This is a genomic window from Enterococcus sp. S53, from assembly GCF_016516865.1.
Lineage (GTDB): Bacteria > Bacillota > Bacilli > Lactobacillales > Enterococcaceae > Enterococcus_D > Enterococcus_D innesii.
Genome location: NZ_JACVUH010000019.1, coordinates 22338 through 47133, shown reverse-complemented (window position 1 = coordinate 47133; position 24796 = coordinate 22338). Strand labels below are relative to the sequence as shown.

The 24796-nt window shown below is 43.0% G+C and carries 21 protein-coding genes and 11 tRNA genes; 24 read left to right on the top strand and 8 right to left on the bottom strand.

What is annotated here, in order from left to right:
• The first annotated feature begins 98 nt into the window (after positions 1–98).
• The 12 genes from IAE45_RS16635 to IAE45_RS16580 all read left to right on the top strand — a co-directional run bounded on the left by IAE45_RS16635 (position 99) and on the right by IAE45_RS16580 (position 1781).
• A tRNA-Ser gene (locus IAE45_RS16635) sits at positions 99–187 on the top strand.
• An 11-nt stretch (positions 188–198) separates the two neighbouring features.
• Positions 199–270 (top strand) — tRNA-Glu (locus IAE45_RS16630).
• A 23-nt stretch (positions 271–293) separates the two neighbouring features.
• A tRNA-Val gene (locus tag IAE45_RS16625) sits at positions 294–366 on the top strand.
• Positions 367–370: 4 nt separating this feature from the next.
• Positions 371–444 (top strand) — tRNA-Asp (locus tag IAE45_RS16620).
• Between the two features lie 36 nt (positions 445–480).
• A tRNA-Phe gene (locus IAE45_RS16615) sits at positions 481–556 on the top strand.
• Between the two features lies 1 nt (position 557).
• Positions 558–638: transfer RNA gene (locus tag IAE45_RS16610), tRNA-Tyr, on the top strand.
• A gap of 5 nt (positions 639–643) precedes the next feature.
• Positions 644–717: transfer RNA gene (locus IAE45_RS16605), tRNA-Trp, on the top strand.
• A gap of 27 nt (positions 718–744) precedes the next feature.
• A tRNA-His gene (locus IAE45_RS16600) sits at positions 745–817 on the top strand.
• 10 nt (positions 818–827) lie between these two features.
• Positions 828–899 (top strand) — tRNA-Gln (locus IAE45_RS16595).
• A gap of 41 nt (positions 900–940) precedes the next feature.
• Positions 941–1011 (top strand) — tRNA-Cys (locus tag IAE45_RS16590).
• A 27-nt stretch (positions 1012–1038) separates the two neighbouring features.
• Positions 1039–1123: transfer RNA gene (locus tag IAE45_RS16585), tRNA-Leu, on the top strand.
• A gap of 187 nt (positions 1124–1310) precedes the next feature.
• Complete coding sequence (locus IAE45_RS16580) at positions 1311–1781, top strand: HIT family protein (protein WP_200127335.1); 471 nt, start codon at positions 1311–1313, stop codon at positions 1779–1781.
• 65 nt (positions 1782–1846) lie between these two features.
• Here IAE45_RS16580 and IAE45_RS16575 read toward each other — a convergent pair whose 3' ends face one another.
• The gene (locus IAE45_RS16575) at positions 1847–3844 is read right to left on the bottom strand and encodes a beta-galactosidase (RefSeq protein WP_200127333.1); all 1998 of its coding nucleotides are present in this window, start codon (positions 3842–3844) and stop codon (positions 1847–1849) included.
• 432 nt (positions 3845–4276) lie between these two features.
• Between IAE45_RS16575 and arcA the strand changes: the two genes are divergently transcribed.
• The 10 genes from arcA (at position 4277) to IAE45_RS16525 (ending at position 14408) form a co-directional block, all read left to right on the top strand.
• The gene (arcA, locus tag IAE45_RS16570) at positions 4277–5494 is read left to right on the top strand and encodes an arginine deiminase (protein WP_200127331.1); all 1218 of its coding nucleotides are present in this window, start codon (positions 4277–4279) and stop codon (positions 5492–5494) included.
• 385 nt (positions 5495–5879) lie between these two features.
• A complete protein-coding gene (locus IAE45_RS16565) occupies positions 5880–6191 on the top strand; it encodes a hypothetical protein (protein ID WP_077452671.1) in 312 nt (103 codons plus the stop codon).
• Complete coding sequence (locus tag IAE45_RS16560; RefSeq protein ID WP_200127329.1) at positions 6192–8183, top strand: V-type ATP synthase subunit I; 1992 nt, start codon at positions 6192–6194, stop codon at positions 8181–8183.
• On the top strand, positions 8167–8640 hold the full coding sequence (locus IAE45_RS16555) for a V-type ATP synthase subunit K (protein WP_005237160.1): 474 nt from the start codon (positions 8167–8169) through the stop codon (positions 8638–8640). The genes IAE45_RS16560 and IAE45_RS16555 overlap by 17 nt, the downstream gene beginning before the upstream one ends.
• Positions 8641–8655: 15 nt before the next feature.
• Positions 8656–9246: a V-type ATP synthase subunit E gene (locus IAE45_RS16550; protein ID WP_077452669.1), complete on the top strand. Its 591-nt coding sequence runs from the start codon at positions 8656–8658 to the stop codon at positions 9244–9246.
• 14 nt (positions 9247–9260) lie between these two features.
• Positions 9261–10262, top strand: a complete 1002-nt coding sequence (locus IAE45_RS16545; RefSeq protein WP_086292902.1) for a V-type ATP synthase subunit C — start codon at positions 9261–9263, stop codon at positions 10260–10262.
• The gene (locus IAE45_RS16540; RefSeq protein ID WP_005229240.1) at positions 10255–10569 is read left to right on the top strand and encodes a V-type ATP synthase subunit F; all 315 of its coding nucleotides are present in this window, start codon (positions 10255–10257) and stop codon (positions 10567–10569) included. Before IAE45_RS16545 ends, IAE45_RS16540 begins: the two co-directional genes overlap by 8 nt.
• Positions 10570–10600: 31 nt before the next feature.
• A complete protein-coding gene (locus tag IAE45_RS16535; RefSeq protein WP_200127326.1) occupies positions 10601–12376 on the top strand; it encodes a V-type ATP synthase subunit A in 1776 nt (591 codons plus the stop codon).
• On the top strand, positions 12376–13764 hold the full coding sequence (locus tag IAE45_RS16530) for a V-type ATP synthase subunit B (RefSeq protein WP_005237151.1): 1389 nt from the start codon (positions 12376–12378) through the stop codon (positions 13762–13764). The genes IAE45_RS16535 and IAE45_RS16530 overlap by 1 nt, the downstream gene beginning before the upstream one ends.
• A complete protein-coding gene (locus tag IAE45_RS16525) occupies positions 13764–14408 on the top strand; it encodes a V-type ATP synthase subunit D (RefSeq protein WP_005229243.1) in 645 nt (214 codons plus the stop codon). Before IAE45_RS16530 ends, IAE45_RS16525 begins: the two co-directional genes overlap by 1 nt.
• Before the next feature lie 76 nt (positions 14409–14484).
• Here the strand turns inward: IAE45_RS16525 and IAE45_RS16520 are convergent, their stop codons facing one another.
• The 4 genes from IAE45_RS16520 to IAE45_RS16505 all read right to left on the bottom strand — a co-directional run bounded on the left by IAE45_RS16520 (position 14485) and on the right by IAE45_RS16505 (position 18879).
• The gene (locus tag IAE45_RS16520; protein WP_005237149.1) at positions 14485–15291 is read right to left on the bottom strand and encodes an ABC transporter ATP-binding protein; all 807 of its coding nucleotides are present in this window, start codon (positions 15289–15291) and stop codon (positions 14485–14487) included.
• Positions 15291–16211, bottom strand: coding sequence for an ABC transporter permease (locus IAE45_RS16515; protein ID WP_077452666.1), 921 nt, complete (start codon positions 16209–16211; stop codon positions 15291–15293). Before IAE45_RS16515 ends, IAE45_RS16520 begins: the two co-directional genes overlap by 1 nt.
• A gap of 29 nt (positions 16212–16240) precedes the next feature.
• Complete coding sequence (locus IAE45_RS16510; RefSeq protein WP_081118802.1) at positions 16241–17218, bottom strand: ABC transporter substrate-binding protein; 978 nt, start codon at positions 17216–17218, stop codon at positions 16241–16243.
• Positions 17219–17718: 500 nt separating this feature from the next.
• Entirely contained in the window at positions 17719–18879 is a 1161-nt protein-coding gene (locus IAE45_RS16505; protein ID WP_077452663.1) for a hydroxymethylglutaryl-CoA synthase, read from the bottom strand.
• Positions 18880–19071: 192 nt separating this feature from the next.
• On the opposite strand from IAE45_RS16505, the gene IAE45_RS16500 reads away from it, so the two are divergent.
• Positions 19072–21546 carry a hydroxymethylglutaryl-CoA reductase, degradative gene (locus IAE45_RS16500; protein ID WP_200127324.1) on the top strand — a complete coding sequence of 825 codons (2475 nt, stop codon included), beginning with the start codon at positions 19072–19074 and terminating at the stop codon, positions 21544–21546.
• Positions 21547–21584: 38 nt separating this feature from the next.
• On the opposite strand, the gene IAE45_RS16495 is transcribed toward IAE45_RS16500, so the two are convergent.
• The 3 genes from IAE45_RS16495 to IAE45_RS16485 all read right to left on the bottom strand — a co-directional run bounded on the left by IAE45_RS16495 (position 21585) and on the right by IAE45_RS16485 (position 23561).
• Positions 21585–22295, bottom strand: a complete 711-nt coding sequence (locus tag IAE45_RS16495; RefSeq protein WP_200127322.1) for a hypothetical protein — start codon at positions 22293–22295, stop codon at positions 21585–21587.
• 113 nt (positions 22296–22408) lie between these two features.
• Positions 22409–22690 carry a hypothetical protein gene (locus IAE45_RS16490; RefSeq protein WP_200127320.1) on the bottom strand — a complete coding sequence of 94 codons (282 nt, stop codon included), beginning with the start codon at positions 22688–22690 and terminating at the stop codon, positions 22409–22411.
• Positions 22691–22715: 25 nt separating this feature from the next.
• Positions 22716–23561, bottom strand: coding sequence for an aldo/keto reductase (locus tag IAE45_RS16485; protein ID WP_442784175.1), 846 nt, complete (start codon positions 23559–23561; stop codon positions 22716–22718).
• 162 nt (positions 23562–23723) lie between these two features.
• Here IAE45_RS16485 and IAE45_RS16480 point away from each other — a divergent pair, with 162 nt between their 5' ends.
• Entirely contained in the window at positions 23724–24728 is a 1005-nt protein-coding gene (locus IAE45_RS16480; protein WP_077452659.1) for a nucleoid-associated protein, read from the top strand.
• Positions 24729–24796 lie beyond the last annotated feature (68 nt).

Below are 24796 nucleotides of genomic sequence, written 5' to 3'. Positions count from 1 at the left end.
GCGCATGACTGTTAATCATGATGTCGTAGGTTCGAGTCCTACTGCCGGAGTTCTCTAATAAGAGAAAACAAGCAAGAGTAATGAGCTTCTTTTAGGCTGGAGAGTTGTCCGAGTGGCCGAAGGAGCATGATTGGAAATCATGTAGATGGCTATCGCTGTCTCAAGGGTTCGAATCCCTTACTCTCCGTTTTAAACTTAGGTCCGTTGGTCAAGTGGTTAAGACACCGCCCTTTCACGGCGGTAACACGGGTTCGAATCCCGTACGGATCATTACAATTTAATGAACAACCTTCGGGGGTTTAGCTCAGCTGGGAGAGCATCTGCCTTACAAGCAGAGGGTCAGCGGTTCGATCCCGTTAACCCCCATTACGGTTTGGTAGTTCAGTTGGTTAGAATGCCTGCCTGTCACGCAGGAGGTCGCGGGTTCGAGTCCCGTCCAGACCGTTTCATTAATTTTGTAAAACTTATATTTTCTTATATGGCTCGGTAGCTCAGTTGGTAGAGCAATGGATTGAAGCTCCATGTGTCGGCAGTTCGATTCTGTCCCGCGCCACCATGGAGGAGTAGCGAAGTGGCTAAACGCGACGGACTGTAAATCCGTTCCTTAGGGTTCAGTGGTTCGAATCCACTCTCCTCCATTCATAGGGGCATAGTTTAAAGGTAGAACAGCGGTCTCCAAAACCGTTAGTGTGGGTTCAATTCCTGCTGCCCCTGCCATTATATATTTAACAGTTTCTTATCACGGCGGGTGTGGCGAAGTGGTTAACGCACCGGATTGTGGCTCCGGCATTCGTGGGTTCGATTCCCATCACTCGCCCTTTCATTTTTGGGGTATAGCCAAGCGGTAAGGCAACGGACTTTGACTCCGTCATGCGTTGGTTCGAATCCAGCTACCCCAGTACAATCTTCACTTGATTGTAGATTGCAACAATAGTATAATGGCGGTATAGCCAAGTGGTAAGGCAGAGGTCTGCAAAACCTTCATCACCGGTTCAAATCCGGTTACCGCCTTAGTACTAAATACTAACCTTTCAACATGCCGGCGTGGCGGAATTGGCAGACGCGCTGGACTCAAAATCCAGTGCCCGTTGAGGGCGTGCCGGTTCGACCCCGGCCGCCGGTATCATTGATGTATCAGTCTTTTATAAGATTGATACATTTTTTTGTTTATAAAAGTCTACAAATACGATTTTGGAGGACAACTTATATAGCAAAGATTTTTTTTGTTTTGTTACTATTGAAAGCCTTCCCTTAATCTTTTATAGTTTTTACATGAATAGCTGCAAGGAACAGGAAAGAGGGTGATCAAATTGAAATGGTATGAGAATAGAATCAAATCGGCGATAGATGGGACAAATCCAATGGTGATCAAAGAATTGCCTGGCAGTTTTGCTGTTTATGGCGATGTCCAATTTCTTCCTGGATATTGTGTATTATTACCTAAAAGAGAGGTGGCTTCTTTAAATGATCTAGATTTAAATGAGCGACAGGTTTTCTTAACTGATATGACTCTTTTAGGAGATGCTATGATACAGGCTTGTTCTCCATTGAGAATCAATTATGAACTATTAGGAAATACCGATAACTTTCTTCATGCACATCTTTTTCCTCGTTATGAATGGGAAACCGACGAAGCGAAAAAAATGCCTGTTTGGCTGTATGACAAATCCCATTGGAGTAATCCAGAGTATCACTATTCAGAAAAAAGAGATGGAAAGCTAAGACAAAAGATAGCCTCTTGTATAGAAAATGCCTATCGTTTGTCTAATGAATCTTCTTGAATCTAGTAACGACTATAAAAAGAACCTCCATGAAGCGATCGCTTCATGGAGGTTCTTTCCTTAGATCAATCAATATACTTAAGAACGGCGACTTCTTTTGGTTTCAGAACTGCCAATTGTTTGGTTTCTTTAGTAAGAAGGTCTACTCCAGCGGCTTTCAGCTTCACTTCTGTTGTCTGCTCGGTGTGGTTTAAGAGAAAGACGAGTGTATAGCCATCACCTTTGCGGCAGGTAATAGAGACTCCAGTAGGAGCAGCCAAGAAGTGCTGGGCATGAGTCGTTATTTTGTGTTTTTCTAAAATGGTCGCTAAAAATGTGGTCACGCCTTCAAGAGACAATTCTGTTCCCATGTAATACGCATACCCATCGTCGATCTGATTCATAGTAATGGCTGGCTTATCGGACAAATAACCGGATTGGAAGGTTGCTAAAGCTTCAGCACCATTTAGATGAATGACTTCCTCCCATAGAGAATTGTCGTACCGACGGCCTTGAAAGTCAATTTGGTGATGGGTAGCGGCTTTCATTGGGTAAAACTCTTCTACAATGATCCCTAAGGTGTCTCTAAACAAGCCTGGATAGCCACCAAGATAGACTTGGTCATATTCATTGACGATCCCACTAAAGAAATTCGTCAAGAAGATGCCACCTTGTCGCACGTAATCATGGATCTTCTTGCCGAAGGCTTCGGGTGCTGAATAGAGATTCGGAGCGATCACTAAAGGATAGCCGTCTAGGGATTCGGAAGGATGGACAAAGTCTACGCTCAGATTTAACGCCCTTAGCGCGGCATACAGGCTGCGTAACTGATGAATGTACTTTAAGGTGCTTGGTTTGGCATCCAATTCCAGCGCCCACCAATTTTCCCAGTCGAAGACAACCGCGACATCAGCCAAGAAGCGCGTCCCAACGATTTCCGACAGTTGCGAAAATTCGTTGCCTAATTGTGCACATTCACGAAAGATACGGCTTGACTGAGGATCTCCGTGAGGCACCATCGCACTATGAAATTTTTCCGCACCGCCACGAGACTGTCGCCATTGGAAGAACATGATACCATCAGCGCCATGAGCGAGCGCTTCATAACTCCAAAGACGCAACTGGTTGGGTGTTTTTGCCCCATTAATTTGCCGCCAATTAACGGCGCTGGTGGCTTGCTCCATGATCAAGAAAGGCTTTTTCTTCAAGCTGCGGGTTAAATCGTTAGCAAGAAATTGCGGGTAAGGAATTTTTTCAAAGGGATTCGGATACGAATTCCAGCTGACCACATCCATTTCAGGGGCCCATTTAAATCCATCCACGTATTTGTGTAAGCCCATAAGATTGGTCATATAAGGGATGCCTTGCGAATATTTTGCAATCGCCGCCTTTTCGAGTTGATAAAGTTCCAGATTCATGTCGGAAAGAAACCGACGATAGTCTAATTGCTGCGCAGGATTTTTGAAGGTTGGCATTGCCTCAGGTAAAAAAATTTCCTCCCAGCTGCCATAGGATTGACTCCAAAACTTCGTTGACCAAGCATCATTCAATCCAGCGATCGTCTGATATTTTTCTGTTAACCATGTCTGAAATCTTTTCCGACAATGATCGCAATAACACTCGTGGATGTGACAGGTATATTCATTATTGATATGCCACATGACCAGCCCTGGATGATTAGCATAACGGTTTGCGACTGCTTCAGACAAATCGGCGGCATATTGACGATAGATAGGGGAAGTCGGACAGTAGTGCTGGCGCGCCCCATGAACCAGTCGATTGCCATGAATGGTCATAGGCAGCATCTCAGGATGTTTTTGAACAAGCCAAGCGGGAGGCGAAGCCGTTCCATTGGCTAGGTCGATCATGATATTGTTTTCATATAAAAGATCCATCAACCAGTCCAGAAAGTCAAAATCATAGGTGGATTCATCTGGCTGCAGATTGACCCAGCCAAAAATATTGATACTTACATAGTTCACACCTGCTTCTTTCATTAAGCGCATATCTTCAAGAATGACTTCTTTAGACCATTGTTCAGGATTGTAGTCGGCACCATAGTAAAGATGACGTTGCATTTTCATCAAATCGCTCCTTTATAGACGCTTCTTTAGCATCAAGATACTTGAATCATAGCAAATATTCATCTGTTTGATAGCGGTACCATTTGAAAATCATGAAATGATCCAAAAAAACAAAGATAGTTCAATCCATTTTCAGAGCAGCGTCTATCGGCCAACAGTTCTTTTGTCTTGCTGTTTTTTTAACAAAAATATACAATTGAAAAAGGCGGTAAATTAAAACATCTAAACTTTATCTCTCTAATTAGTTGTTTTTTTATTGATCGTTTCTTTATAAAAAAATGCATGTTTATAACCAACAGATCCAAAAAACTTTTAAACATTAGCAGAAGAACACTATGAGACAAAGAAATGAATAATTATGTGATGAGAAGTCATGAAAAAGGAATGACATAAGTTATTCTACAAAAAATGCAAAAAAGGAGAGACACGTCCATGAACCAGCCAATACAAATCTTTTCTGAGATTGCCCCTTTAAAACGGGTGCTGCTGCATCGTCCAGGCGCAGAATTGGAAAACTTGATGCCGGATTATCTTGATCGCTTGTTGTTCGATGATATTCCTTTTCTAGACCAAGCGCAAAAAGAGCATGATTTTTTTGCCGAGACGTTAAGAAACAGAGGAGTGGAAGTTCTTTATTTGGAGGATCTAGCTGCTGAAACATTGACAAAAACTGGTGCCAAAGAGGCCTTTTTAGAAGACTATTTAAATGAAACTACGATCCTTGATGAAGAGATTCGCAACGAAGTACGCAATTTTTACCTTTCGATCGAAGATAATCGCGCCTTTATCGATCATACGATGGCGGGCTTGAAAAAAAGTGAGGTAGAAATTTCAAAAGCCAGTAACTTAACGGCAATCGTTGAAACAGAATATCCTTTCTTGATTGATCCAATGCCTAACTTGTACTTCACACGAGATCCTTTTGCAACGATTGGTCATAGTGTTTCCTTGAATCGAATGTATTCTGCAACGAGAAGACGGGAAACCCTCTACGGAAAACAAATTTTCACGCACCACCCGATGTTTGCCCGCAATGAGACGAACTTTTTGTATCATCGGGACGAAACGACGCGGATGGAAGGCGGCGATCAGCTGATTTTATCTGATAAAATCGTGGCGATCGGGATTTCTCAACGAACCGAAGTTGCCTCAATCGAAAAAATTGCCGAAACGATTTTTGCCACAGAACCGAGTTTTGAACATATCTTGGCCTTTAATATCGGCGAGGAACGAAAATTTATGCATTTAGATACGGTCTTTACGATGGTGGATCATGATAAGTTCACGATTCATCCAGAAATCGAGGGAGAACTTTCGCTGTATTCCATCACTAAACACAAGGACAGTGTTCGGGTATTTGAGGAAAAAGATACATTGGAAAATATTCTTTGTCGTTATTTAGATCTGCCTGAAGTGCTCCTGATCCGCTGTGGTGGCGACGATTTGGCAGCAGCAGCTAGAGAGCAATGGAATGATGGCTCCAATACACTGGCGATCGCCCCAGGGGAGGTCGTGGTCTATGACCGCAACACTATTACCAACCGGCTGTTAAAAGAGGCTGGCGTTAAGTTGAATGAGATCTCAGGCAGCGAATTGGTTCGCGGACGTGGGGGTCCCCGCTGTATGAGTATGCCGTTTATTCGTGAGTAGGACAGTTCTTTGTTATTTAAAAATACGGCAACTTGCTTTGAAATTATGGAAGTTAAGAAATGGAAGAGAAAAAAATAAAAGGAAGATTTGAAACGGAATTCTATTTCTAATCTTCCTTTTTTGTCCTCATTTAACCCACTTTAAATTGAAAAGGATTTCTTTTTGTGAAAATGTGTAATTTTTGTGACTTTTGTATGTAAAGACTATAAAAAAACGCTAGGAACCTTGTTCTATCGCTAGATTTATGTTACGGTTATATTAGAAAACGGAAATAGGTGAAGGTATTTGCCACTTATTGATTTTTGACACCCTACGATCAGCGAATGCCATATGCTTGATTTGTAGTGGTTTTTTTTGCGGAAAAAAAGTGAAAGCAGGTGAGAAAATGACAGTAGATGCCATTCGATTATTACAAGAAGCAGAGCAATTTGCGGAAAATAAAAATAAAGAAGCAGAAGCAGAAAAAAAACATTTGGCACAAGCACGCGAAGAACGGTTGAAGGCGTTTAAAAAAGAGTTGGCAGAAAAAGAGGCCCAACAAAAAGAAGCAATCAATCAAAAAATCGCAGCTGAGTTGGTACAATCAAAAGAACCGCTCATGGCTAAAACGAAAGCAGAAGTAGAAACACTAAGAACGATTCCTAATGAGTTAAAAGAAGAAGCATTAGCAATAATAATAAATAAGGTTGTGACATAAATGGCAATTGCAAAAATGCAAAAGTTCAGTCTGTTGACCTTTTACGATCAGAAAGAAGCTGTTTTAGAGCAGCTGCAAGACTTTCAAGGCGTAGAACTGCTTTCTTCGGAAAAATATTATGATTCTGAAGAAACGACGGGTGTTTTAGCACCGGTTCGCGAGGAACAGTCTGAAGAAGAAATGGAGAACCAGTTTGGTCAAGTCAACTGGAGCTTAAATTTTTTAGAAGAATATGTACCCAAAAAAGGAATGCTGGCACAACTGCGGCAACCAATCAAAAAATATACCCTTCAAGAATTGGCTGAAACAGCCCACACCTATCCTTGGCAAGAATTATGCCAAACCCTTCGTAAACAAGACAAACGTCTTCGCTTGATTGATCAAGAAAAACGCGATGTATTAGCACAAGAAGCAGAGCTGTCGATCTGGAAGTACTTCAAAGAACGGCCGGCTGTTTTAAAAGAATTAAAAAAATCAGGTGGCATGTTAGGATCGATTCCTACTTCTGAAATGGCTGACTTTACGACCAACAGTGAAAAGCTGCCGCTTGTCTATGTCGAAACCATTTATCAATCACAAACGACAACTTACTTGTTGGTGCTTTTCCATAAAGATGTAAAAGAAAAAGTAACTACTCTTCTAAAGAAAGCAGCCTTTGAGCAATACATCTACCCTTATGAGGGCATTCCAGAAGAAGATCTGCAAACGATGAAAGAAAAATCCCAACGTCTAATTGATGAAGAAAAAGAGATCAAAGCCGCTCTTCGCGCAATGACAAACGAGCAAGAAACGTTGCGGATCGTTGCCGAATATTTAGATGGAGCGATCACCCGTTTAAAAAGCAATAAAATGCTTTTACGTTCAACTCATGCGGTCTCGATTTCTGGCTGGGTTCCTGTTGATGGGGCGGCCGAATTAGAAAAACGTATCAAAAAAGGAACCACGGATAACTATTACCTCGAATACCAAGAAGTGACGGAAAAAGAGATCGCTGATGTGCCGATTTTATTAGAAAACGCACGTTGGATCAAACCTTTTGAAGGACTTGTTCGGATGTACAGCTTGCCGCAATATGATGAGTTAGATCCGACACCATTTATGGCGCCTTTTTATATGGTGGCATTCGGGATGATGGTTGCCGATTTTGGCTATGGGTTGCTCTTGTTTCTGGCGACATTCCTGGGGAAAAAGCTGTTTCACCTCAGCAAAGGGCTGGAACAAAATTTGACCCTCTTTCAGTTGTGCTCGATCCCTACGATTATCTGGGGCTTGATCTATGGCAACTTCTTCGGATTTGAATTCTCATTCCAACTGTTGTCTGCCCAGGATGATGTCAATCAGATCTTAGTCTTATCCGTGATCTTTGGGTACATTCAGATCATGTTTGGATTGGCGCTAAAATTTTATATTTTATGGAAGAAAAAAGACCAGAAACTGGCTGCGATGTTCCAAGCCGGTTCGTGGATCGTCTTTTTGATCAGTGTGGTTTTTGTTGCCGCAGGAATGCTGCTTTTCCCTGATACACCGTTGCTAACGATTGGGATCGTGATGATCGCTGCCAGTCTTTTAGCAGTGGCGATCGGAGGCAGTTTAGAAGGAAAGACCTTAGCTGGAAAAATCGGTTCTGGATTGTACGGATTGATGGATGTGACCAATTATGTTGGTGACTTGATCAGTTACACCCGTCTGATGGCGTTAGGGGTTGCCGGCGGAAGTATCGCCTCAGCCTTCAATTTGATCATCAGCTACCTACCGCCGGCAGCCCGGTTTACCGTTGGTATCTTATTATTTGTGGCATTGCATGGCCTAAATATTTTCTTAAGTTACCTTAGTGCGTATGTTCATGGTATCCGTTTGCAGTATTTAGAGTATTTTGGAAAATTCTTTACGGGGGGCGGACGTGCTTTTGCCCCCTTCAAATCAAATGAAAACTATGTAGAGATCATCTCAGAAGAGAAGTTACAGGAGGACAATAATGGAAAATTGGATTAGTTTCTTTTACGAAAATGGTGGAATTGTTTTTGCAGCTTTAGGTGTGGCGACCGCAACGATTTGCGGCGGTATCGGATCAACGATCGGTGTTGGGATGACCAGTGAAGCAGCGTCAGGCTTGATCTCTGAGCAGCCAGAGAAATTCGGGCAAGCGTTGATCTTGGAATTGCTGTCTAGTACTCAGGGATTATACGGGTTCGTAATTTCCTTTATGATCTTTGGTCAGATCAGCGGTTCGCTCTCATTCGATCGCGGATTGTACTTGTTTATTGCTTCATTGCCAATCGCATTAACAGCAATCGTAGCCGGAAAATGGCAAGGACGTGCCGCAAGTGCTGCGATGCAGATTTTAGCCAAAAAACCAGAACATGTGACCAAAGGAATTATCTTAGTAGCGATGATGGAAACGTATTGTATTTTAGGGTTCGTAATTTCCTTCTTGCTTGTCTTGAATTAAGAGGAGGGAAAGTGAATGTCTGATATTACACGTTTAACTGACAAAATAACCGCTGATGCGGAAAAGAAATACCAGTTGCAAATCAAAGAAGCAAAAAAAGAAAGTGAAAATCAAGAAAACTTAAAGCGAACGCAATTAGAAAAAGAGCTGAACGAACGACTAGCTTTCTACGAAAAAGAAAAACGTGCGGCGATGTATTTGGAAATCTCAGATGTGCATATCCAATCAAGAAACAAGGTCTTGGCAGCAAAGCAGTCTGTCTTAGATGAGCTGTTTTCTGAGGCTCTGACTCGTTTAAATACAATGGATCAAGCAGCATTTTATGCGTTTATCGCTAAAGGCTTGGCGAATGCACGGTTAACTGGTGAGGTTGAGTTGCTTTTAGGTGAGAAGACCCGCCATTTAGTAGATGAGGAACTCTTCACTAAGTTGCAAGCATCGGTTCCAGATGTTCAGCTGAAACTGGTAAATAAAACGATCCCTCGTAAGGGCGGCTTTTTGTTGCGACAAGAAGCGATTGAGTTGAATTTTACTTTTGATGCGCTGCTAGAAGCCAACAAAGAAGAGTTAAGCAATACGTTACTGCAATTGATTTTTGAACAGTAAGCAGGTGCAAACAGATGAATGACATCAAATACAATACCTTAAATACGAGAATTCGGACGTATGAATCGCAATTATTCGATCGCAGCCGCTATGAGCGGATGCTCTCGGCTGCTAGCGCAGAGGAAATCTACAGTATGTTGCAAGAAACGGTTTATGGTGACTTCATCAACGAGGATGATCGTGTACACGACTTTGAAGATGTGTTGATGGCGGAGTTGAAACGGGTATACGACACGATGTATCAGCTGACACCGGAAAAAGCGATCGTTGATTTCTTTGCTTTGAAATATGACTATCAAAATCTGAAAGTCTTGGTAAAAGCGGCGTATATGCAGGAAGATTTTTCTGAATACCTTGTCCCAATCGGCACCCAGCCGCTTTCCGTCCTTAAGGATCTGGTCAAGACCAGAAAAAGCAATCTTGTTGCCAAAGAGATGGTTGATTGTGTGGAAGAAGTCTTCTCTTATATTGAGAACTACCATGAGGTCCAATCGATCGATATCATCTTTGATAACCATTATTGGGAGCAATTGTGGACGATCGGCAAAGAATACGACGACGATTTGCTGCAAAGCTTGATTCGTCGACAGATCGATATCTTCAACATTTCAACAACGTTGCGCAGTTACGCGATGAAACGCAAGCGCGGCTTTATCAGCGCAGTTTTAGCCGATCATGGGAACCTACCTGCAAAAGAACTGTTAGCTGAGATCACGACTTCTCTTGAGGCATTTGTGGCATATTTGCAAGGAACTCCTTATAAAGAACTGATCAATCACAGCTATGAAGAGTTGGTAGAGAAGAAGACCTTGAATACCTTTGATATACGCAAAGACAATTTTCTGATGGCGAAGCTCAAAGAACATAAAATTGTTCCTTTTGGCCCTTCAGCATTGGCAGGGTACTTGTACGCCAAGGAAATTGAAAGCAAGAACTTGCGAATTCTCCTGATTGGGAAAATCAATAAGGTGCCGGAAGAGATTTTAAGAAGTCGGGTGCGTGATAGTTATGCATAAAAAAATAGCAATGATGGGTGGTAAGAACTCGATCTTGCCTTTCAAAGGGCTGGGGATCGACATCTTTCCAGTCAGCGATTTGGATGAAGCCGCCCAACAACTAGAAGAAATGGCTGAAGCCTATGGGGTGATCTTTTTGACTGAGCGACTGATCGAACAATTAGAACCGATCGTTCGCCGCTATGAAGAAGTACCGACACCAGCAATCATTCCGATTCCAAGTAGTACAGGTAGTCTAGGAATCGGTATGGCACGCATTCAGCAAAATGTGGAAAAAGCGGTAGGAATGAATATTTTAGATTCATAACAGACAAGTCAGCCAGCTAGGAGGAATAAATGTGGCATTTGGCACAATTGAAAAAGTATCGGGACCACTGGTCACCGCCTCAGGATTGAGTGGCGCAAAAATCCATGAAATCTGCAAAGTCAGTGACAAGGGCCTTATCGGTGAGATCATTGAGATCAAAAAAGGGCTGGTTTCGATCCAAGTATACGAAGAAACAGCGGGAATCGGACCAGGCGAACCCGTGGAAACGACAGGCGCACCATTGTCTGTCGAACTAGCACCAGGTTTGTTGACTCAGATGTTTGATGGGATCCAACGACCATTAGATACGTTTATGTCGCAAACAGAAAGTGATTTTTTGGAACGAGGGGTCACCATCGATCCACTGAATCGCCAAAAGAAATGGACCTTTGTCCCTCAAGTACAAGTCGGTGATACCGTACAAGGCGGCGACATTTTAGGTTCAGTACAAGAAACGTCGGTGATCGAGCATAAAATCATGGTTCCACCAAACTATGAAGGAACCGTCAAAGAAATCATGGTAGGGAATTTTGCGATTACTGAAGTGATCTGTGTTATAGAAACCATTGAGGGGGAAAAATCCTTGACGATGGTTCAGAAATGGCCAGTTCGTCAACCACGTCCCGTTACTGCTAAGTTAAATCCAGGCGAACCGTTGGTCACTGGACAGCGCGTCATCGACACCTATTTTCCAGTAGCAAAAGGCGGCTCAGCTGCCGTTCCCGGACCATTTGGTGCCGGAAAAACGGTCGTTCAGCACCAAATTGCTAAATGGTCAGATGTGGATATCGTTGTCTATGTCGGCTGTGGCGAGCGAGGCAATGAAATGCGGGATGTTATGAATGAATTTCCTGAACTGATCGACCCAAATACCGGCAAGTCGATCATGGAACGAACGGTCTTGATCGCCAATACGTCGAATATGCCAGTTGCTGCTCGGGAAGCCTCAATCTATACAGGAATCACGATTGCAGAATATTACCGTGACATGGGCTATAGTGTGGCCATCATGGCAGACTCAACATCACGTTGGGCAGAAGCGCTGCGGGAAATGAGTGGACGATTGCAAGAGATTCCCGGAGATGAAGGTTATCCGGCTTATCTTGGAAGTCGAATTGCGGAATACTATGAGCGAGCAGGGCGTTTCCATTCATTAGGCACGCAGCCTCGGGAAGGAAGCATTACCGCAATTGGCGCGGTTTCACCTGCTGGTGGAGACATCTCAGAACCAGTCACCCAAAATACCTTACGAATCGTGAAAGTTTTCTGGGCATTGGATAGCATGCTGGCGCAAAAACGGCATTTTCCCTCCATCAACTGGATGAATTCCTATTCCCTTTATGAAGATCAAATCAATTCTTATTTAGATCAATTATTAGGCGATCGCTGGTCGGAGCTAGTCAATGAATCAATGGCGATTCTCCAAGAAGAAAGCCGTTTAGAAGAGATCGTTCAATTGGTAGGGATGGATTCTCTTTCTCAAAGAGACCGTTTGACGATGATGACAGCCCGTTCTTTGAGACAAGATTACTTGCAGCAAAACGCCTTTGATGACGTTGACACGTATACATCTCGTAATAAGCAGTTCAAAATGTTAGAGAATATTCTTTACTTTAATGAACAAGCGCAACGTGCACTGCAGCTAGGTGCTTACTTAGATGAGATCACCAAAGGAACGGTTGATCTGCGTGAGCGCATCGCCCGCAGCAAATACATTCCTGAAGAAGAATTGACCCACTTGGATACGATCAAGCATGACATCAAAGAAATGTTACAACGAATCATTGAAACTGGAGGTGTTCATTGATGTTAAAAGAATATCGTACAGTTTCCGAAATCGCCGGCCCCTTAATGGTGGTTGAGAACGTCAGAGGCGTTAAATTTGATGAACTCGTCGAAGTCCGCATGGACACAGGTGAGATCCGTCAAGGACAAGTACTGGAAGTCAGTGATGACAATGCCGTTGTCCAAGTCTTTGAAGGTACTAGCAACTTGAGTGCCGAAGAAAGTAAAGCAAGATTTCTAGGAACTGGTTTGACTTTGGGGGTTTCTCTAGATATGATGGGTCGAGTGTTTGATGGTTTAGGAAAACCCAAAGATAATGGCCCGAGAATCTTGCCAGAAAAACGCATCGATGTAAATGGTGAAGCCATCAATCCAATGGCACGGGACTTCCCGGATGAATTTATCCAAACGGGAATCTCAACCATCGATCATTTAAATACCCTAGTTCGTGGACAAAAACTACCAATCTTTTCCGCCTCCGGTTTGCCTCATAAAGAGATCGCTGCTCAAATTGCGCGACAAGCAACCGTACCCAGCCAAGAAGGTAATTTCGCGATCGTCTTTGCAGCTATCGGAATTCCATTTGAAGAAGCAGAATTTTTCGTAGATGAATTTCGTAAAACCGGTGCGTTAGACCGTTCTGTTTTGTTTATGAACCTTGCCAATGACCCGGCAATCGAACGGATCGCTACCCCTAAGATGGCATTGACCGCAGCAGAGTATTTGGCTTTTGAAAAAGGCATGCACGTTTTAGTGATCATGACCGATATGACGAACTATTGCGAAGCATTGCGAGAAATCTCCGCTGCTCGCCGAGAAGTTCCGGGACGTCGTGGCTACCCAGGCTATCTTTACACCAATTTAGCGACGTTGTATGAACGTGCAGGACGTTTGATGGGCAAAGAAGGCTCGGTCACACAGATTCCAATCTTAACGATGCCTGATGGCGATAAAACCCACCCAATTCCTGATTTGACCGGCTATATCACGGAAGGACAAATCATTTTGTCGCGGGACCTTTACAAACGCAATATCAACCCGCCAGTGGATATTTTGCCAAGTCTTTCCCGGTTGAAGGACAAAGGAACGGGAGAAGGTAAGACCCGTGCCGATCATGCGGCAACGATGAATCAAATTTATGCCGCCTATTCCGATGGGAAAGCTGCCAAAGAGTTATCGATCGTTTTAGGAGAGTCTGCCTTGTCTGATCTTGATAAAAAGTACGCGCGTTTTGCTGATCTTTTCGAAAAAGAGTATGTCAACCAGGGATTTGAGACCAACCGGACGATTGAAGAAACGTTAGATTTAGGCTGGAAGCTATTAGCTACCTTGCCAAAACAAGAGTTGAGCCGTATCAAAGAAGAATTTATCGACGCCTATTACCCAACGGACGAGGATGTGAGTTCTTAATGGCGATCTTAAATGTCAATCCAACTCGGATGGAACTAAGTCGTTTGAAAAAACGGCTGACGACGGCAACCCGTGGTCACAAATTATTGAAAGACAAGCAAGATGAGCTGGTGCGCCAATTCATTCAGCTAGTAAAGAAAAACCAGGAACTTCGTAAAAAAATGGAAACTGCGCTGCAAGCAGGGATGGAAGAGTATGTGCTGGCTTCTAGTAGTATTCCCGATGTCGTTTTGCAAGAAGCATTTATGATCCCTTTAAATAAAGTGACACTAGATGTACAAAGTCGGACCATCATGAATATGGATGTGCCAGTGTTAAATCCTGTTTACGAAGAAGAAAGCTCTGATGATGACTTTTCCTATGGTTTTGTAAGTACCACCAGTGAGCTGGATCTCTCATTGTCTCATCTCGACCAAATGCTGCCAGTAATGCTGCAATTGGCAGAGATCGAGAAAACCTGTCAACTGATGGCCAATGAGATTGAGCGGACGAGACGAAGAGTCAATGCGTTAGAGTATATGACGATTCCCAAACTGACGGAAACCATTCAATACATCGAAAGCAATCTGGCAGAAGACGAACGAGCAACATTGACCCGCTTGATGAAGGTCACAGATATCATTGCGGAAAATGAAGCAAAGTGAGGCTTTTGCAAATCACTTGGAAAAATCAAAAAAAGACACGTAGAAGGGGATTCCTTTCTACGTGTCTTTTTGCTTGTTAAGAGCGTAGTAGCAGTTGGTCATCTTTTAATTCAGCACCGCTATTTTGATGGAACATTTCCATCAATTCAGGGACGGTTAAATGTTGCTTTTGCTCACCGGCAATGTCCACGACGATCTTGCCTTGATGAAGCATGATCAGGCGATTGCCATAGCGAATGGCATCTTCCATATCATGAGTAACCATGAAGGCCGTCAACTGTTGTGAACGAATCAATTGATCGGTCAATGCCATGACAGTCAACGAGGTTTTTGGATCTAGGGCAGCGGTATGTTCATCTAATAAAATCAATTTAGGTTGTTGCAATGTCGCCATCAAGAGGGTAATCGCTTGACGCTGTCCGCCTGATAACAAACCGATCTCGGCAGAAAGTCGATTTTCTAAGCCTAAGTTTAGGCTGGCTAATTTCTCTTGGAAAAACGCGCGGTTTTTCGCTTTGACGCCTGTTGCAAACCCTCGGACTTGGCCACGTTTGTAAGCCAGTGCTAAGTTTTCTTCAACAGTCAAACGAACGGCTGTCCCCATACGTGGATCTTGAAAGACTCGGCTAATATCCTTTGAACGTTTCGTAACGGATAAACGGGTGATGTCTTTTCCATCTAAGGTGATTTTTCCTTGTTCTGTTGGGATCGTTCCTGCAATACTGTTTAAAAGGGTCGATTTTCCGGCACCATTGCCACCGATGATCGTAATAAAATCACCGGCATTCATCGTCAGGTCAATGCCTCGCAAGACATGGTTCTCATTGATCGTTCCTTTTTCAAAGGTTTGGTGTAGATTTTCGATTGTTAAGACTGAAGTCATTAGGATTGGCCTCCTTTGGTTTTTGGCAGCATCTTTTTAAGTCCTAGTTTTGAACGAAGCTGCGGTAACGAGAGGCAGATGACTAAGACGATTGCGGATGCCAGTTTGATATCATTGGCTTCGACATTGAACTCGAAAACGACGGCCAGGATAAAGCGATAAACGATCGCTCCGATCACGATGGTGATCAACCGTAACAGCAAAGATTTATTGGCAAATAAAACTTCTGCAATAATGATCGATGCCAAGCCGATGACGATCGTACCGATTCCGGAGTTTAGGTCAGCAAAACCGTTGTTTTGGGCTAAAAGAGCACCTGAGAGGGCAATACAGCCGTTAGAGATCATGTAACCGATGATCTTCATGTTATCGGTGTTGATACCGTTGGCTTCACTCATAGCTAAATTGTCGCCCGTCGCTCGCAATGCTAAGCCAATCTCTGTACGGAAAAAAAGGAACAAGCACAAAATGACGACAGCTGCGAAGAGAAAGCCCGCAAGAATCACGGCATTGTTTTTGGTTAGACCCATGGCTTGAAATTGGGTGAAGACCGTGTCTTGTCCTAATAGGGCAATGTTGGGAGCACCCATTACACGATTCGTGATGGAATAAAGCCCAGTCATCGTGATGATCCCGGCCAACAAGGCTGGGATCTTTAGTTTTGTATGCAGTAGACCAGATACCAAGCCAGCTAACATGCCGCCCCCAAAGCCCATCAAGCTGGCTAATATGGGGGAGACGCCATTCGTGATACTGATTGCTGCGATCCCTGCACCCAAGGGAAAACTTCCTTCTGCAGTTAAATCAGCAATATCCAGAATACGGAAGGTCAAAAATACCCCGATCGCCAGCAATGCCCAAAGGATCCCTTGAGAGGTGGCAGATTGTAGTAATAGCAAGAACGTGTCGACTAAATTCATATGTTTTCCTCAAATCTAAATTAGTATGGTTATTCTGGAGCAGTGATGCTGGCAGGATCAATTCCTAAAGCAGCAGCCATTTCTTCATTGACGACTAACTCTAAATTTTCTGCTGTTTCAACAGGCGTGGTTGCTGGTTGTGCATCACCATCCAAAATTTTCGCTGCTAGTTTCCCTGTTTGAATACCAAGTGATTTATAGTCAATACCATAAGTTGCTAGGGCGCCATCGTCTACTTGTTCCACGGAACCTGCGACGATCGGTGTTTTGGTCTCTTTGGCCACTTCACCAACGATTGCTGAAGCAGAGGCAAAAGTATTGTCTGTTGGGACATAAATGCCATCGACGTCTTTTGCCAGGCTAGTGGTCACTTGCTGCACGTCATTGGTCGTATTGGCTGTCAATACTTTAACATCAACCCCAGCAGCTCTTAAGGCTTCTTCTGCCAAGTCTGCTTGGATTTTTGAATTAGCTTCTCCTGCGTTATACATGATGCCAATCGTTTTGGCGTCAGGGACGATACTTAACAGCAAATTGATCTGCTGCTCGATAGGCACCATGTCTGAAGTACCTGTGATGTTGCGACCGGGTTCTTCATTTGAATCTGCTAATTTTGCTCCAACTAAGTCAGTAACTGCAGTAACCACGATTGGGATATCCGTAGTTTCATTTGCCAATGAAACAGCAGCAGGGGTAGCGATGCCTAATAGAAGATCAGGATCGGCATTCACTAAGCGTTCACTCATACTTTTTAAATTATCTTGGCTATTTTGGGCATTTTGGTATTCGATCGTCAGGTTTTCACCTTCTGTGTAGCCCGCTTCTGCTAAGCCTTCTTTGAACCCTTCATAGGCGGCATTCAAGGAGCCGTGTTCCACAAGTTGTAAAACACCGACTGTTTTTGTTCCATCGTTTTCCTCCGAAGCATTGTTTGATTCGCCACAAGCTGCTAATGCCAGCAAGGAAGCCGTAAGTAACCCAGTTGTGATCCATTTTTTCATTTTCATTGTAACTCCTCCTATAAACGTTTCTTTTTTTTATTGGGGTTTACCTGAACAAAAAAATCCATTCAGACAATCGTCTAAATGGATTCGATCCTATACTAAGCGTGAACGTATATTGGCAACCATTTAGAAGATTTTCTACATGGCTGCAAGTTCAAGTTAAAATGCTTTAGCCATCATAGATACAAACAAAACTTGTTTTGGGGTTTGCATCCATAATGTGATATGAATACAAACTATCTAAAGTAGCTAAAGTAAAAGATATTCAGTTGTGGGGATACGGTCGTTTTTAACATAAATGTTCCTCCAAACTTGAATTGATTTTAGTATAGACAAAAAAAAACAGACTGTCAAATGTTTTTCCTGAATTATCTGAAAATATTTGAATAACAATCTGAAAAAAGACTGAAAATGCAGATTTGTTTCAATTTTATTGAACAAAAGAAAAAACTTTGTTCTATCAAGCTTTTTTTGCTTGAAAATAAACAAAGTTTTTCTTAGGATCACTCGTTTTCTTCTTTATAATAACGAATGGTATTTTTGATTTCACGAATACTGTAAAGCAGATCATCCTCAAAGGATTGATCTTGATCAATATCGATGGTCTCATTGAACATTGCTTCGTATTCAGCGATCGTTAGTTTTTGCCGGGCATCAAGTAACGTTTGGTGAGCAGCTTGTGCTAACTGTTTTTCATAGCCAGGTACCAATATGCCGCTGAAAAATTCAGCAACCGCTCCTGAGCCGTAACTAAACAGTCCTATCCGATCATTGGCTTGCAAGCTGGAGGAATTTTCCAATAAAGAGATCAAGCCTAGGTACAATGAACCCGTATACAAGTTGCCGGTACGACGGCTGTAAACGATCGATTCTTCATAGCGAGCCATCAGGCGTTCTTGTTGCGTTTCTTCTTCTTCAGCAAAAACAGCCAACAAGGCTTTTTTACCCATTTTTGTATAAGGAATATGGAAGCTCAATGCAGCGTAATCTTTTGCTGTGCGTTGATTTTTTTCGCAATGGGCTTGCCAAACTTGTTTGAAGGAATCGATATAAACGGCATTTGACAAGTGGCCATCTACCATTGGATATTGATGGCCAACCGGACGCCAAAAATCATAAATGTCTTGTGTTAACATCAAGTTATCGTTATCAAGCTGCAAAATCGCTGGATCTGCAGAGATCAACATGGCAACTGCACCTACGCCTTGAGTTGGCTCTCCACCGGAGGCTAAGCCATAACGGGCGATGTCTGAAGCCACCACCAACACTTTGCTTTTTGGATTGGCTTGTACGTGGGCTTTAGCAAACTGCAAGCCTGCTGTTGCGCCATAACACGCTTCTTTGATTTCAAAGGAGCGGGCAAATGGTTGGATACCTAATAGGCGATGCAAAACCACTGCCGAAGCTTTTGATTCATCGATGCCGGATTCTGTGCCGACGATCACCATATCAATTGCTTGTAAATCTTCTTTTGTGAGGATATCTTTTGCCGCATGCATGGCAAAGGTGACGATATCTTGTGTTTTTTTATTGACCGCCATTTGATCTTGACCGATCCCGATCGTAAATTTATTTGGGTCGACCTCTCGGGCGTGAGCTAGATCAACCATATCTATAAAATAGGGGGGGACATAAAAATTTATTTTATCAATACCAACGTTCATTCCGTCGCTCCTTTATGTTCTACGTACTTAGTAGGCTACACGTTCTAAGGTATCATATTTTTTGAAAAAAATGAAAAAGAATTGATTAGAATTTAAACTTTATTAAAGAAAGTAGAAAAGGGCGCAGCAAGCTGATGTGGGGTATTCTTTTTTGGAGGATTTAATGATATATTTCAAGAGGAGGTGACGTACGTGGAAGAAGTTGTCATTATCGACGCAATAAGAACGCCAATTGGCAAATACCATGGGTCATTAAAAGAATATTCAGCAGTAGAATTAGGAACAGTTGCTGCAAAAGCCTTGTTGGCAAGAAACCAACAAGCAAAAGAACATATCGCACAAGTGATTATCGGAAATGTCCTACAAGCAGGCAGTGGTCAAAATCCAAGCCGTCAAGTTTCCCTGCAAAGTGGACTTTCTTCAGATATCCCAGCCTCAACGATCAACGAAGTTTGCGGTTCGGGAATGAAAGCGATTCTAATGGGCATGGAGCAAATTCAGTTAAACAAGGCATCCGTCGTTTTGACTGGTGGGATTGAAAGTATGACGAATGCGCCGCTTTTCAGTTATTATAACAAGGCAGAAGATCAGTATTCAGCCCCAATATCAACAATGATGCATGATGGCTTAACGGATGCTTTTAGCAGCAAACCGATGGGCTTAACGGCTGAAACTGTTGCAGAAAGATACGGCATCACTCGACAAGAACAAGATGAATTTGCCTACCACTCCCAAATGAAAGCTGCCAAGGCACAAGCAGAAAAGAAATTTGAGCAAGAGATCGTACCTTTGACTGAAAAGTCAGGGACCGTTTTACAGGATGAAGGCATTCGCGCCGCTACGACGGTCGAAAAATTAGCTGAACTTAAAACGGTTTTCAAAAAGGACGGTACGGTGACTGCTGGGAATGCCTCAACCATCAATGATGGGGCTGCCATGGTCTTGATCGCCTCAAAAAGCTACTGTGAGGAGCATCAGATTCCTTATCTGGCAGTGATTAAAGAGATTGTTGAAGTTGGCTTTGCTCCAGAGATCATGGGAATCTCACCAATCAAAGCAATCGATACTTTGCTGAAAAAGCAAGCACTGTCGATTGAAGAGATCGGTATTTTTGAAATCAATGAAGCCTTTGCAGCTTCCTCAATTGTAGTAGAACGTGAACTTGGTTTGGATCCCAAGAAAGTCAACCGTTACGGCGGGGGCATTTCTCTTGGCCATGCGATTGGCGCGACTGGCGCTCGGATCGCAACGACGGTCGCTTATCAGCTAAAAGACACCCAAGAGCGCTATGGGATCGCCTCTTTATGTGTCGGTGGTGGGTTAGGGCTAGCGATGCTGTTAGAAAACCCTTTGGTCGCATCAAGTCAAACTGATTTTCATAAGGAGTCAGCATCAGAAAAAACAGAAAAAAAAAAGTTCTACGCCCTTACGCCTAACGAACGGCTAGCCTTTCTCGAAGCACAAGGGGCGATCACGGCAACCGAATCCTTGGTTTTTCAAGAAATGGCATTAGACAAGGAAACCGCCAATCACTTGATCGAAAACCAGATCAGTGAAGTGGAAATCCCCTTAGGCGTGGGGTTGAATCTGCAGGTAAATGGCAAGTTATACAATGTCCCGTTAGCCACAGAAGAACCCTCTGTGGTTGCAGCGATGAGCAACGGTGCCAAAATGGCTGGTCCCATTACAACAACTAGCCAAGAACGTTTGCTTCGAGGACAGATCGTCTTTATGGGTGTTCAAGACCCAGATGCCATTTTGGCAAAAGTCAATACAGAGCAAGCAACGATTTTTGCAGTGGCGAACGAGGCATATCCCTCGATCGTAAAACGCGGCGGAGGACTGCGACGAGTGATTGGTCGGAACTTCTCCCCAACAGAATCTGAATTAGCAACAGCCTATGTTTCAATCGATTTGTTGGTTGATGTCAAAGATGCCATGGGCGCCAACATCATTAATTCGATTTTAGAAGGAGTAGCCGACCTCTTTCGGAAGTGGTTCCCAGAAGAAGAAATTCTCTTTAGTATTTTAAGTAATCTTGCTACGGAATCGTTAGTGACAGCCACTTGCTCCGTACCTTTTGATAAACTGAGCAAGACCGGAAATGGCAGACAAGTCGCAACAAAAATCGTTCATGCAGCTGATTTCGCTAAGATTGATCCGTATCGAGCGACTACCCATAACAAAGGGATCATGAATGGTGTCGAAGCACTGATTTTGGCTACCGGCAATGATACCCGCGCACTTTCCGCTGCTTGTCATGGGTATGCCGCACGTAACGGTCGGGTGCAAGGCTTAACTTCTTGGAAAATCGCTGAAGACCGACTGATCGGCAGTATTACACTCCCGTTGGCGATCGCCACGGTCGGGGGGGCGACGAAAGTATTGCCGAAAGCCCAAGCGGCTTTGGCACTGACTGGTGTTGAAACGGCGAGTGAGTTAGCTTCGCTGGCGGCAAGTGTCGGGTTGGTTCAGAATCTGGCAGCTTTGCGGGCATTGGTTTCAGAAGGGATTCAGCAAGGCCATATGAGCATGCAAGCCCGTTCATTAGCTATTTCAGTTGGGGCAAAAGGAAACGAGATCGAGCAGCTGGCAGCTAAGCTGCGAGCGGCGAGTCAAATGAATCAAGAGCAAGCCCGTAAATATTTAACAGAAATACGCAATTAAAAAAGGTTCTCTAGGGAAATTCCTAGAGAACCTTTTGTTTATCGTTCAGTAATCGCCGTATGGGCATACGCCTCGATCAATGGAATGACTTCTAATTTTACTTTGTATTTGCGTTCTAGCGCGGTTTCGATAGTAAAAGTATCACTTTCTGTTTCAGAAATTGTTGCTAGAACACGATCTTCTTTCGGGGAAGCTTCGATTACGATCGTTTCTCCTGAAGATTGTTTTGCAGAAAATTTAGGGAATGCTGCGATTTTTTCGGCAAATGCTGAAAAAGTCATGGATTCGTCAGAATCATCAGCCGTTGATTCCTCTGATTTTTCTACTTCTTTAGTTGGTGCAGCCGTTTCGGTTGGTGTTGATTCTTCCTTCACTTCTGCTGTTTCTGTGACAGGAGCGGAAGCAGGCGTCGCACTTACTTGTGTATTGGTCGGCAACCAGTAGGCGGCGATTTCATCGACTAAGTTATCGCTGAAACGATCAAGTAAGCCAGCTTCTAAGCGTTGGATTCGTTTCACGACGATTTTGAAGTTCTCATCTAAAGGAACAGCGATTTTTTGTTCTTTTGGTGTTTCCTTCAACAATTCAATCAATAATTCCTCGTGATTTTTAGGATTGATATAAACAGTTGTCGGAAGGTCGAACTTATCTGCTGTTTTGCGCTCGATCGCTGTAAACAACTGTTGTCGAGCTGTTTCATAAGACGGGCGGAATTGTTGTTTCAATTTTGCTAATTGTTTCTTTTTCATAATCTTCTCCTCTCGATCACTATCGATTATAAGGAAAATTTGCAGAAAAGAACAGTGATTCTCATGAAAAATACAAAAAAAATTATATACTTCCTGAAAAAACGCCAGCGCTGCTAAAGAAGCGGCGCTGGCGTTTCTACTAGATCATTGATTTGATGGTACTTAGGCATCAGGATCAAAAGCTCCTTGTCTCCAGTGGCGACTAAGTAGTTTTCCCAAAGAAAAAAGCGTATCTCTCCAGTGAGTTTCTCAGCTAGCATCTGCTGATGGTCGCTGGTTGACCATTGACGTGCCGGAAAATGTTGGACTTTGTCTGGCCATACAAGAAAAACAAAATCAGCATGTAAGGCTTTTTGAACAGCAGGGGAGAGGTGAATCAAATCAGTTGTCTTCATAGGCTTCTCCTTATAGAGAGTAAAATTAAAACCCTGTCGTATCTGGATTGGTCGCTTTCCCAACGACGCCATCTAATTGATCGATCGTTTTGATGTCTTCTTCAGATAGCTCAAAATCAAAGACATGGATGTTTTCTTCGATCCGACTTGGTGTGACTGATTTTGGTAATGGCAAGAAACCATGTTGTAAAGACCAGCGTAATGCAACTTGAGCGATTGATTTTTGATGCTTTTCAGCTAATGCTTTCATTTCTGGTACATCAAATATCTTCCCGGTACCTAATGGGCTATATGCTTCAAGCAATACATCGTGTTCTTGGCAATAGGTCACGACTTCTTCTTGTAACTCGCCAGGTGCAAGGAAAATCTGATTGACCATTGGGAAGATGGTCGCTGTTTTTTTCAATTCTTCAAAATGATGTGGTAAGAAGTTGCTGACGCCGATCGCTTTGATTTTGCCTGCTTGATACAATTCTTCAAAAGCGCGCCATGTTTCTGCATTCGCTGTTTGCCAGTTGTCACGAAAGGCTACTGGGTTTGGCCAATGGATTAAGAAAAGATCGATATAGTCTGTTTGTAGTTTTTCTAAGGACTCTTCAAAAGAAGACATCACAAGATCATAGGAATGGTTTGCATTCCACAATTTTGTAGTCAAGAAAAGCTCTTCGCGGGGAATGCCACTTTCTTTGATCGCTTGACCAACACTGGCTTCATTTTTATAGCCTTGTGCTGTATCAATATGGCGGTAACCTACTTCCAGTGCTTTTTTGACTGATGCTACGGCAACGTCGCCGTCTGGTGTTTGCCATGTGCCAAAGCCTAGCTCAGGGATGGTCACATTGTTTGATAACGTATAGCTGTTCATGTTCATTCCTCCGTTTTCTGTGATACCTTTAGTTTAGCAGACGAAGACGGATTTTCCAATGAATGCATCTTTCAAAAAGGAAGTGTCCAACAAGAAAAATGACGTTTGACTCTTGTCAGTTCGCCTATTTTTTTTGTACACTAGACAAATGGATAAGGAGCGTAACCAATGGATATTTATTTGAAACATGCGATTTTACACATTATTGACCGTCAAACAGGCGATCCGGTTTTTTCACAAGTTGAACTTGATTTAACAACGGAATACATTCGTGATTATTTGACGAAAAAAATACAGAAACTTGCAACACCGCAAACCAAAACAGGGCGTTTACTCGAAACATCAACGATCGCTCAACTGGTCAAACAAGCACCTGATGATTTTGTCGCAGCCAGTGAAGCGATCGTCCAACGGTGGTATGAAGCCTACAAGGAAAGTGAAGATGCACCAAGTGCGGATGCCTTTGTCGTCTTGTATGAATTTGATACAAGAATGCAGTTGGCATTTTTGAAGGTCAACTATCAAGACGGCTATACGCATTTTATTGATAATGGGGAAGCTGGGATCGAAAACAATTTGATTTTGCATCGTGCTTTACTAGCAGGTAAAACCCAAAAGGCCGATGAAGGGATCACAATTGATGTGGAGAGCTTAGACTTTGAACTGATTGAAAAGAAATATAGCTTTTCAGGGGAAAAATATGCTTACTTTTCAACGAAAGTCATTGATGCCGAACCGATTCCTTCGTTAGAAGAAAACGTCAAAGTCATCAAAAAAGTGGCGGAAAAAATTGGGCAGAAGTTTGAAACACCTACCTATAACGTTGTTGCCGATTTAAAAGAAGCGGTCTACGACACGATCGAAGAATCTGGTCATATCGATGTCAGCGAAGTAGCGCAAAAAGTCTTTAAAGACAATATTACCGCTCAGCTTTCTTTTCAAGAAGAAGTGGCTGAAAAAGGATTCGTCAATCAGGCGCCAATGATGCGGGATGTCCGTGAGATTTCGGAGAAAAAATTTGGGAAACAAAAACTGAAATTATCTAACGGGATCGAATTGATCGTTCCTTTGGATGTCTACCGAGATCCAAATTTGATTGAATTTATCAATAACCCAGACGGAACGATTTCTGTAACGATCAAAAATGTAGAAGAAGTAATTAATCGGATGTAGGAGAAGAGGCTTCTGTGGGGATGATACGGAGCTAACAACATAGAACAACAAAAAAAAGCAGAGATTCC

Coding starts and splice junctions, on each gene's coding strand:
- IAE45_RS16480 (WP_077452659.1), top strand. CDS start 23,724: ATGGATATTTATTTGAAACATGCGATTTTACACATTATTGACCGTCAA.
- IAE45_RS16545 (WP_086292902.1), top strand. CDS start 9,261: ATGAATGACATCAAATACAATACCTTAAATACGAGAATTCGGACGTAT.
- IAE45_RS16560 (WP_200127329.1), top strand. CDS start 6,192: ATGGCAATTGCAAAAATGCAAAAGTTCAGTCTGTTGACCTTTTACGAT.
- IAE45_RS16540 (WP_005229240.1), top strand. CDS start 10,255: ATGCATAAAAAAATAGCAATGATGGGTGGTAAGAACTCGATCTTGCCT.
- IAE45_RS16520 (WP_005237149.1), bottom strand. CDS start 15,291: ATGACTTCAGTCTTAACAATCGAAAATCTACACCAAACCTTTGAAAAA.
- IAE45_RS16515 (WP_077452666.1), bottom strand. CDS start 16,211: ATGAATTTAGTCGACACGTTCTTGCTATTACTACAATCTGCCACCTCT.
- IAE45_RS16565 (WP_077452671.1), top strand. CDS start 5,880: ATGACAGTAGATGCCATTCGATTATTACAAGAAGCAGAGCAATTTGCG.
- IAE45_RS16550 (WP_077452669.1), top strand. CDS start 8,656: ATGTCTGATATTACACGTTTAACTGACAAAATAACCGCTGATGCGGAA.
- IAE45_RS16490 (WP_200127320.1), bottom strand. CDS start 22,690: ATGAAGACAACTGATTTGATTCACCTCTCCCCTGCTGTTCAAAAAGCC.
- IAE45_RS16505 (WP_077452663.1), bottom strand. CDS start 18,879: ATGAACGTTGGTATTGATAAAATAAATTTTTATGTCCCCCCCTATTTT.
- IAE45_RS16575 (WP_200127333.1), bottom strand. CDS start 3,844: ATGAAAATGCAACGTCATCTTTACTATGGTGCCGACTACAATCCTGAA.
- IAE45_RS16495 (WP_200127322.1), bottom strand. CDS start 22,295: ATGAAAAAGAAACAATTAGCAAAATTGAAACAACAATTCCGCCCGTCT.
- IAE45_RS16510 (WP_081118802.1), bottom strand. CDS start 17,218: ATGAAAATGAAAAAATGGATCACAACTGGGTTACTTACGGCTTCCTTG.
- arcA (WP_200127331.1), top strand. CDS start 4,277: ATGAACCAGCCAATACAAATCTTTTCTGAGATTGCCCCTTTAAAACGG.
- IAE45_RS16525 (WP_005229243.1), top strand. CDS start 13,764: ATGGCGATCTTAAATGTCAATCCAACTCGGATGGAACTAAGTCGTTTG.
- IAE45_RS16485 (WP_442784175.1), bottom strand. CDS start 23,561: ATGAACATGAACAGCTATACGTTATCAAACAATGTGACCATCCCTGAG.
- IAE45_RS16530 (WP_005237151.1), top strand. CDS start 12,376: ATGTTAAAAGAATATCGTACAGTTTCCGAAATCGCCGGCCCCTTAATG.
- IAE45_RS16555 (WP_005237160.1), top strand. CDS start 8,167: ATGGAAAATTGGATTAGTTTCTTTTACGAAAATGGTGGAATTGTTTTT.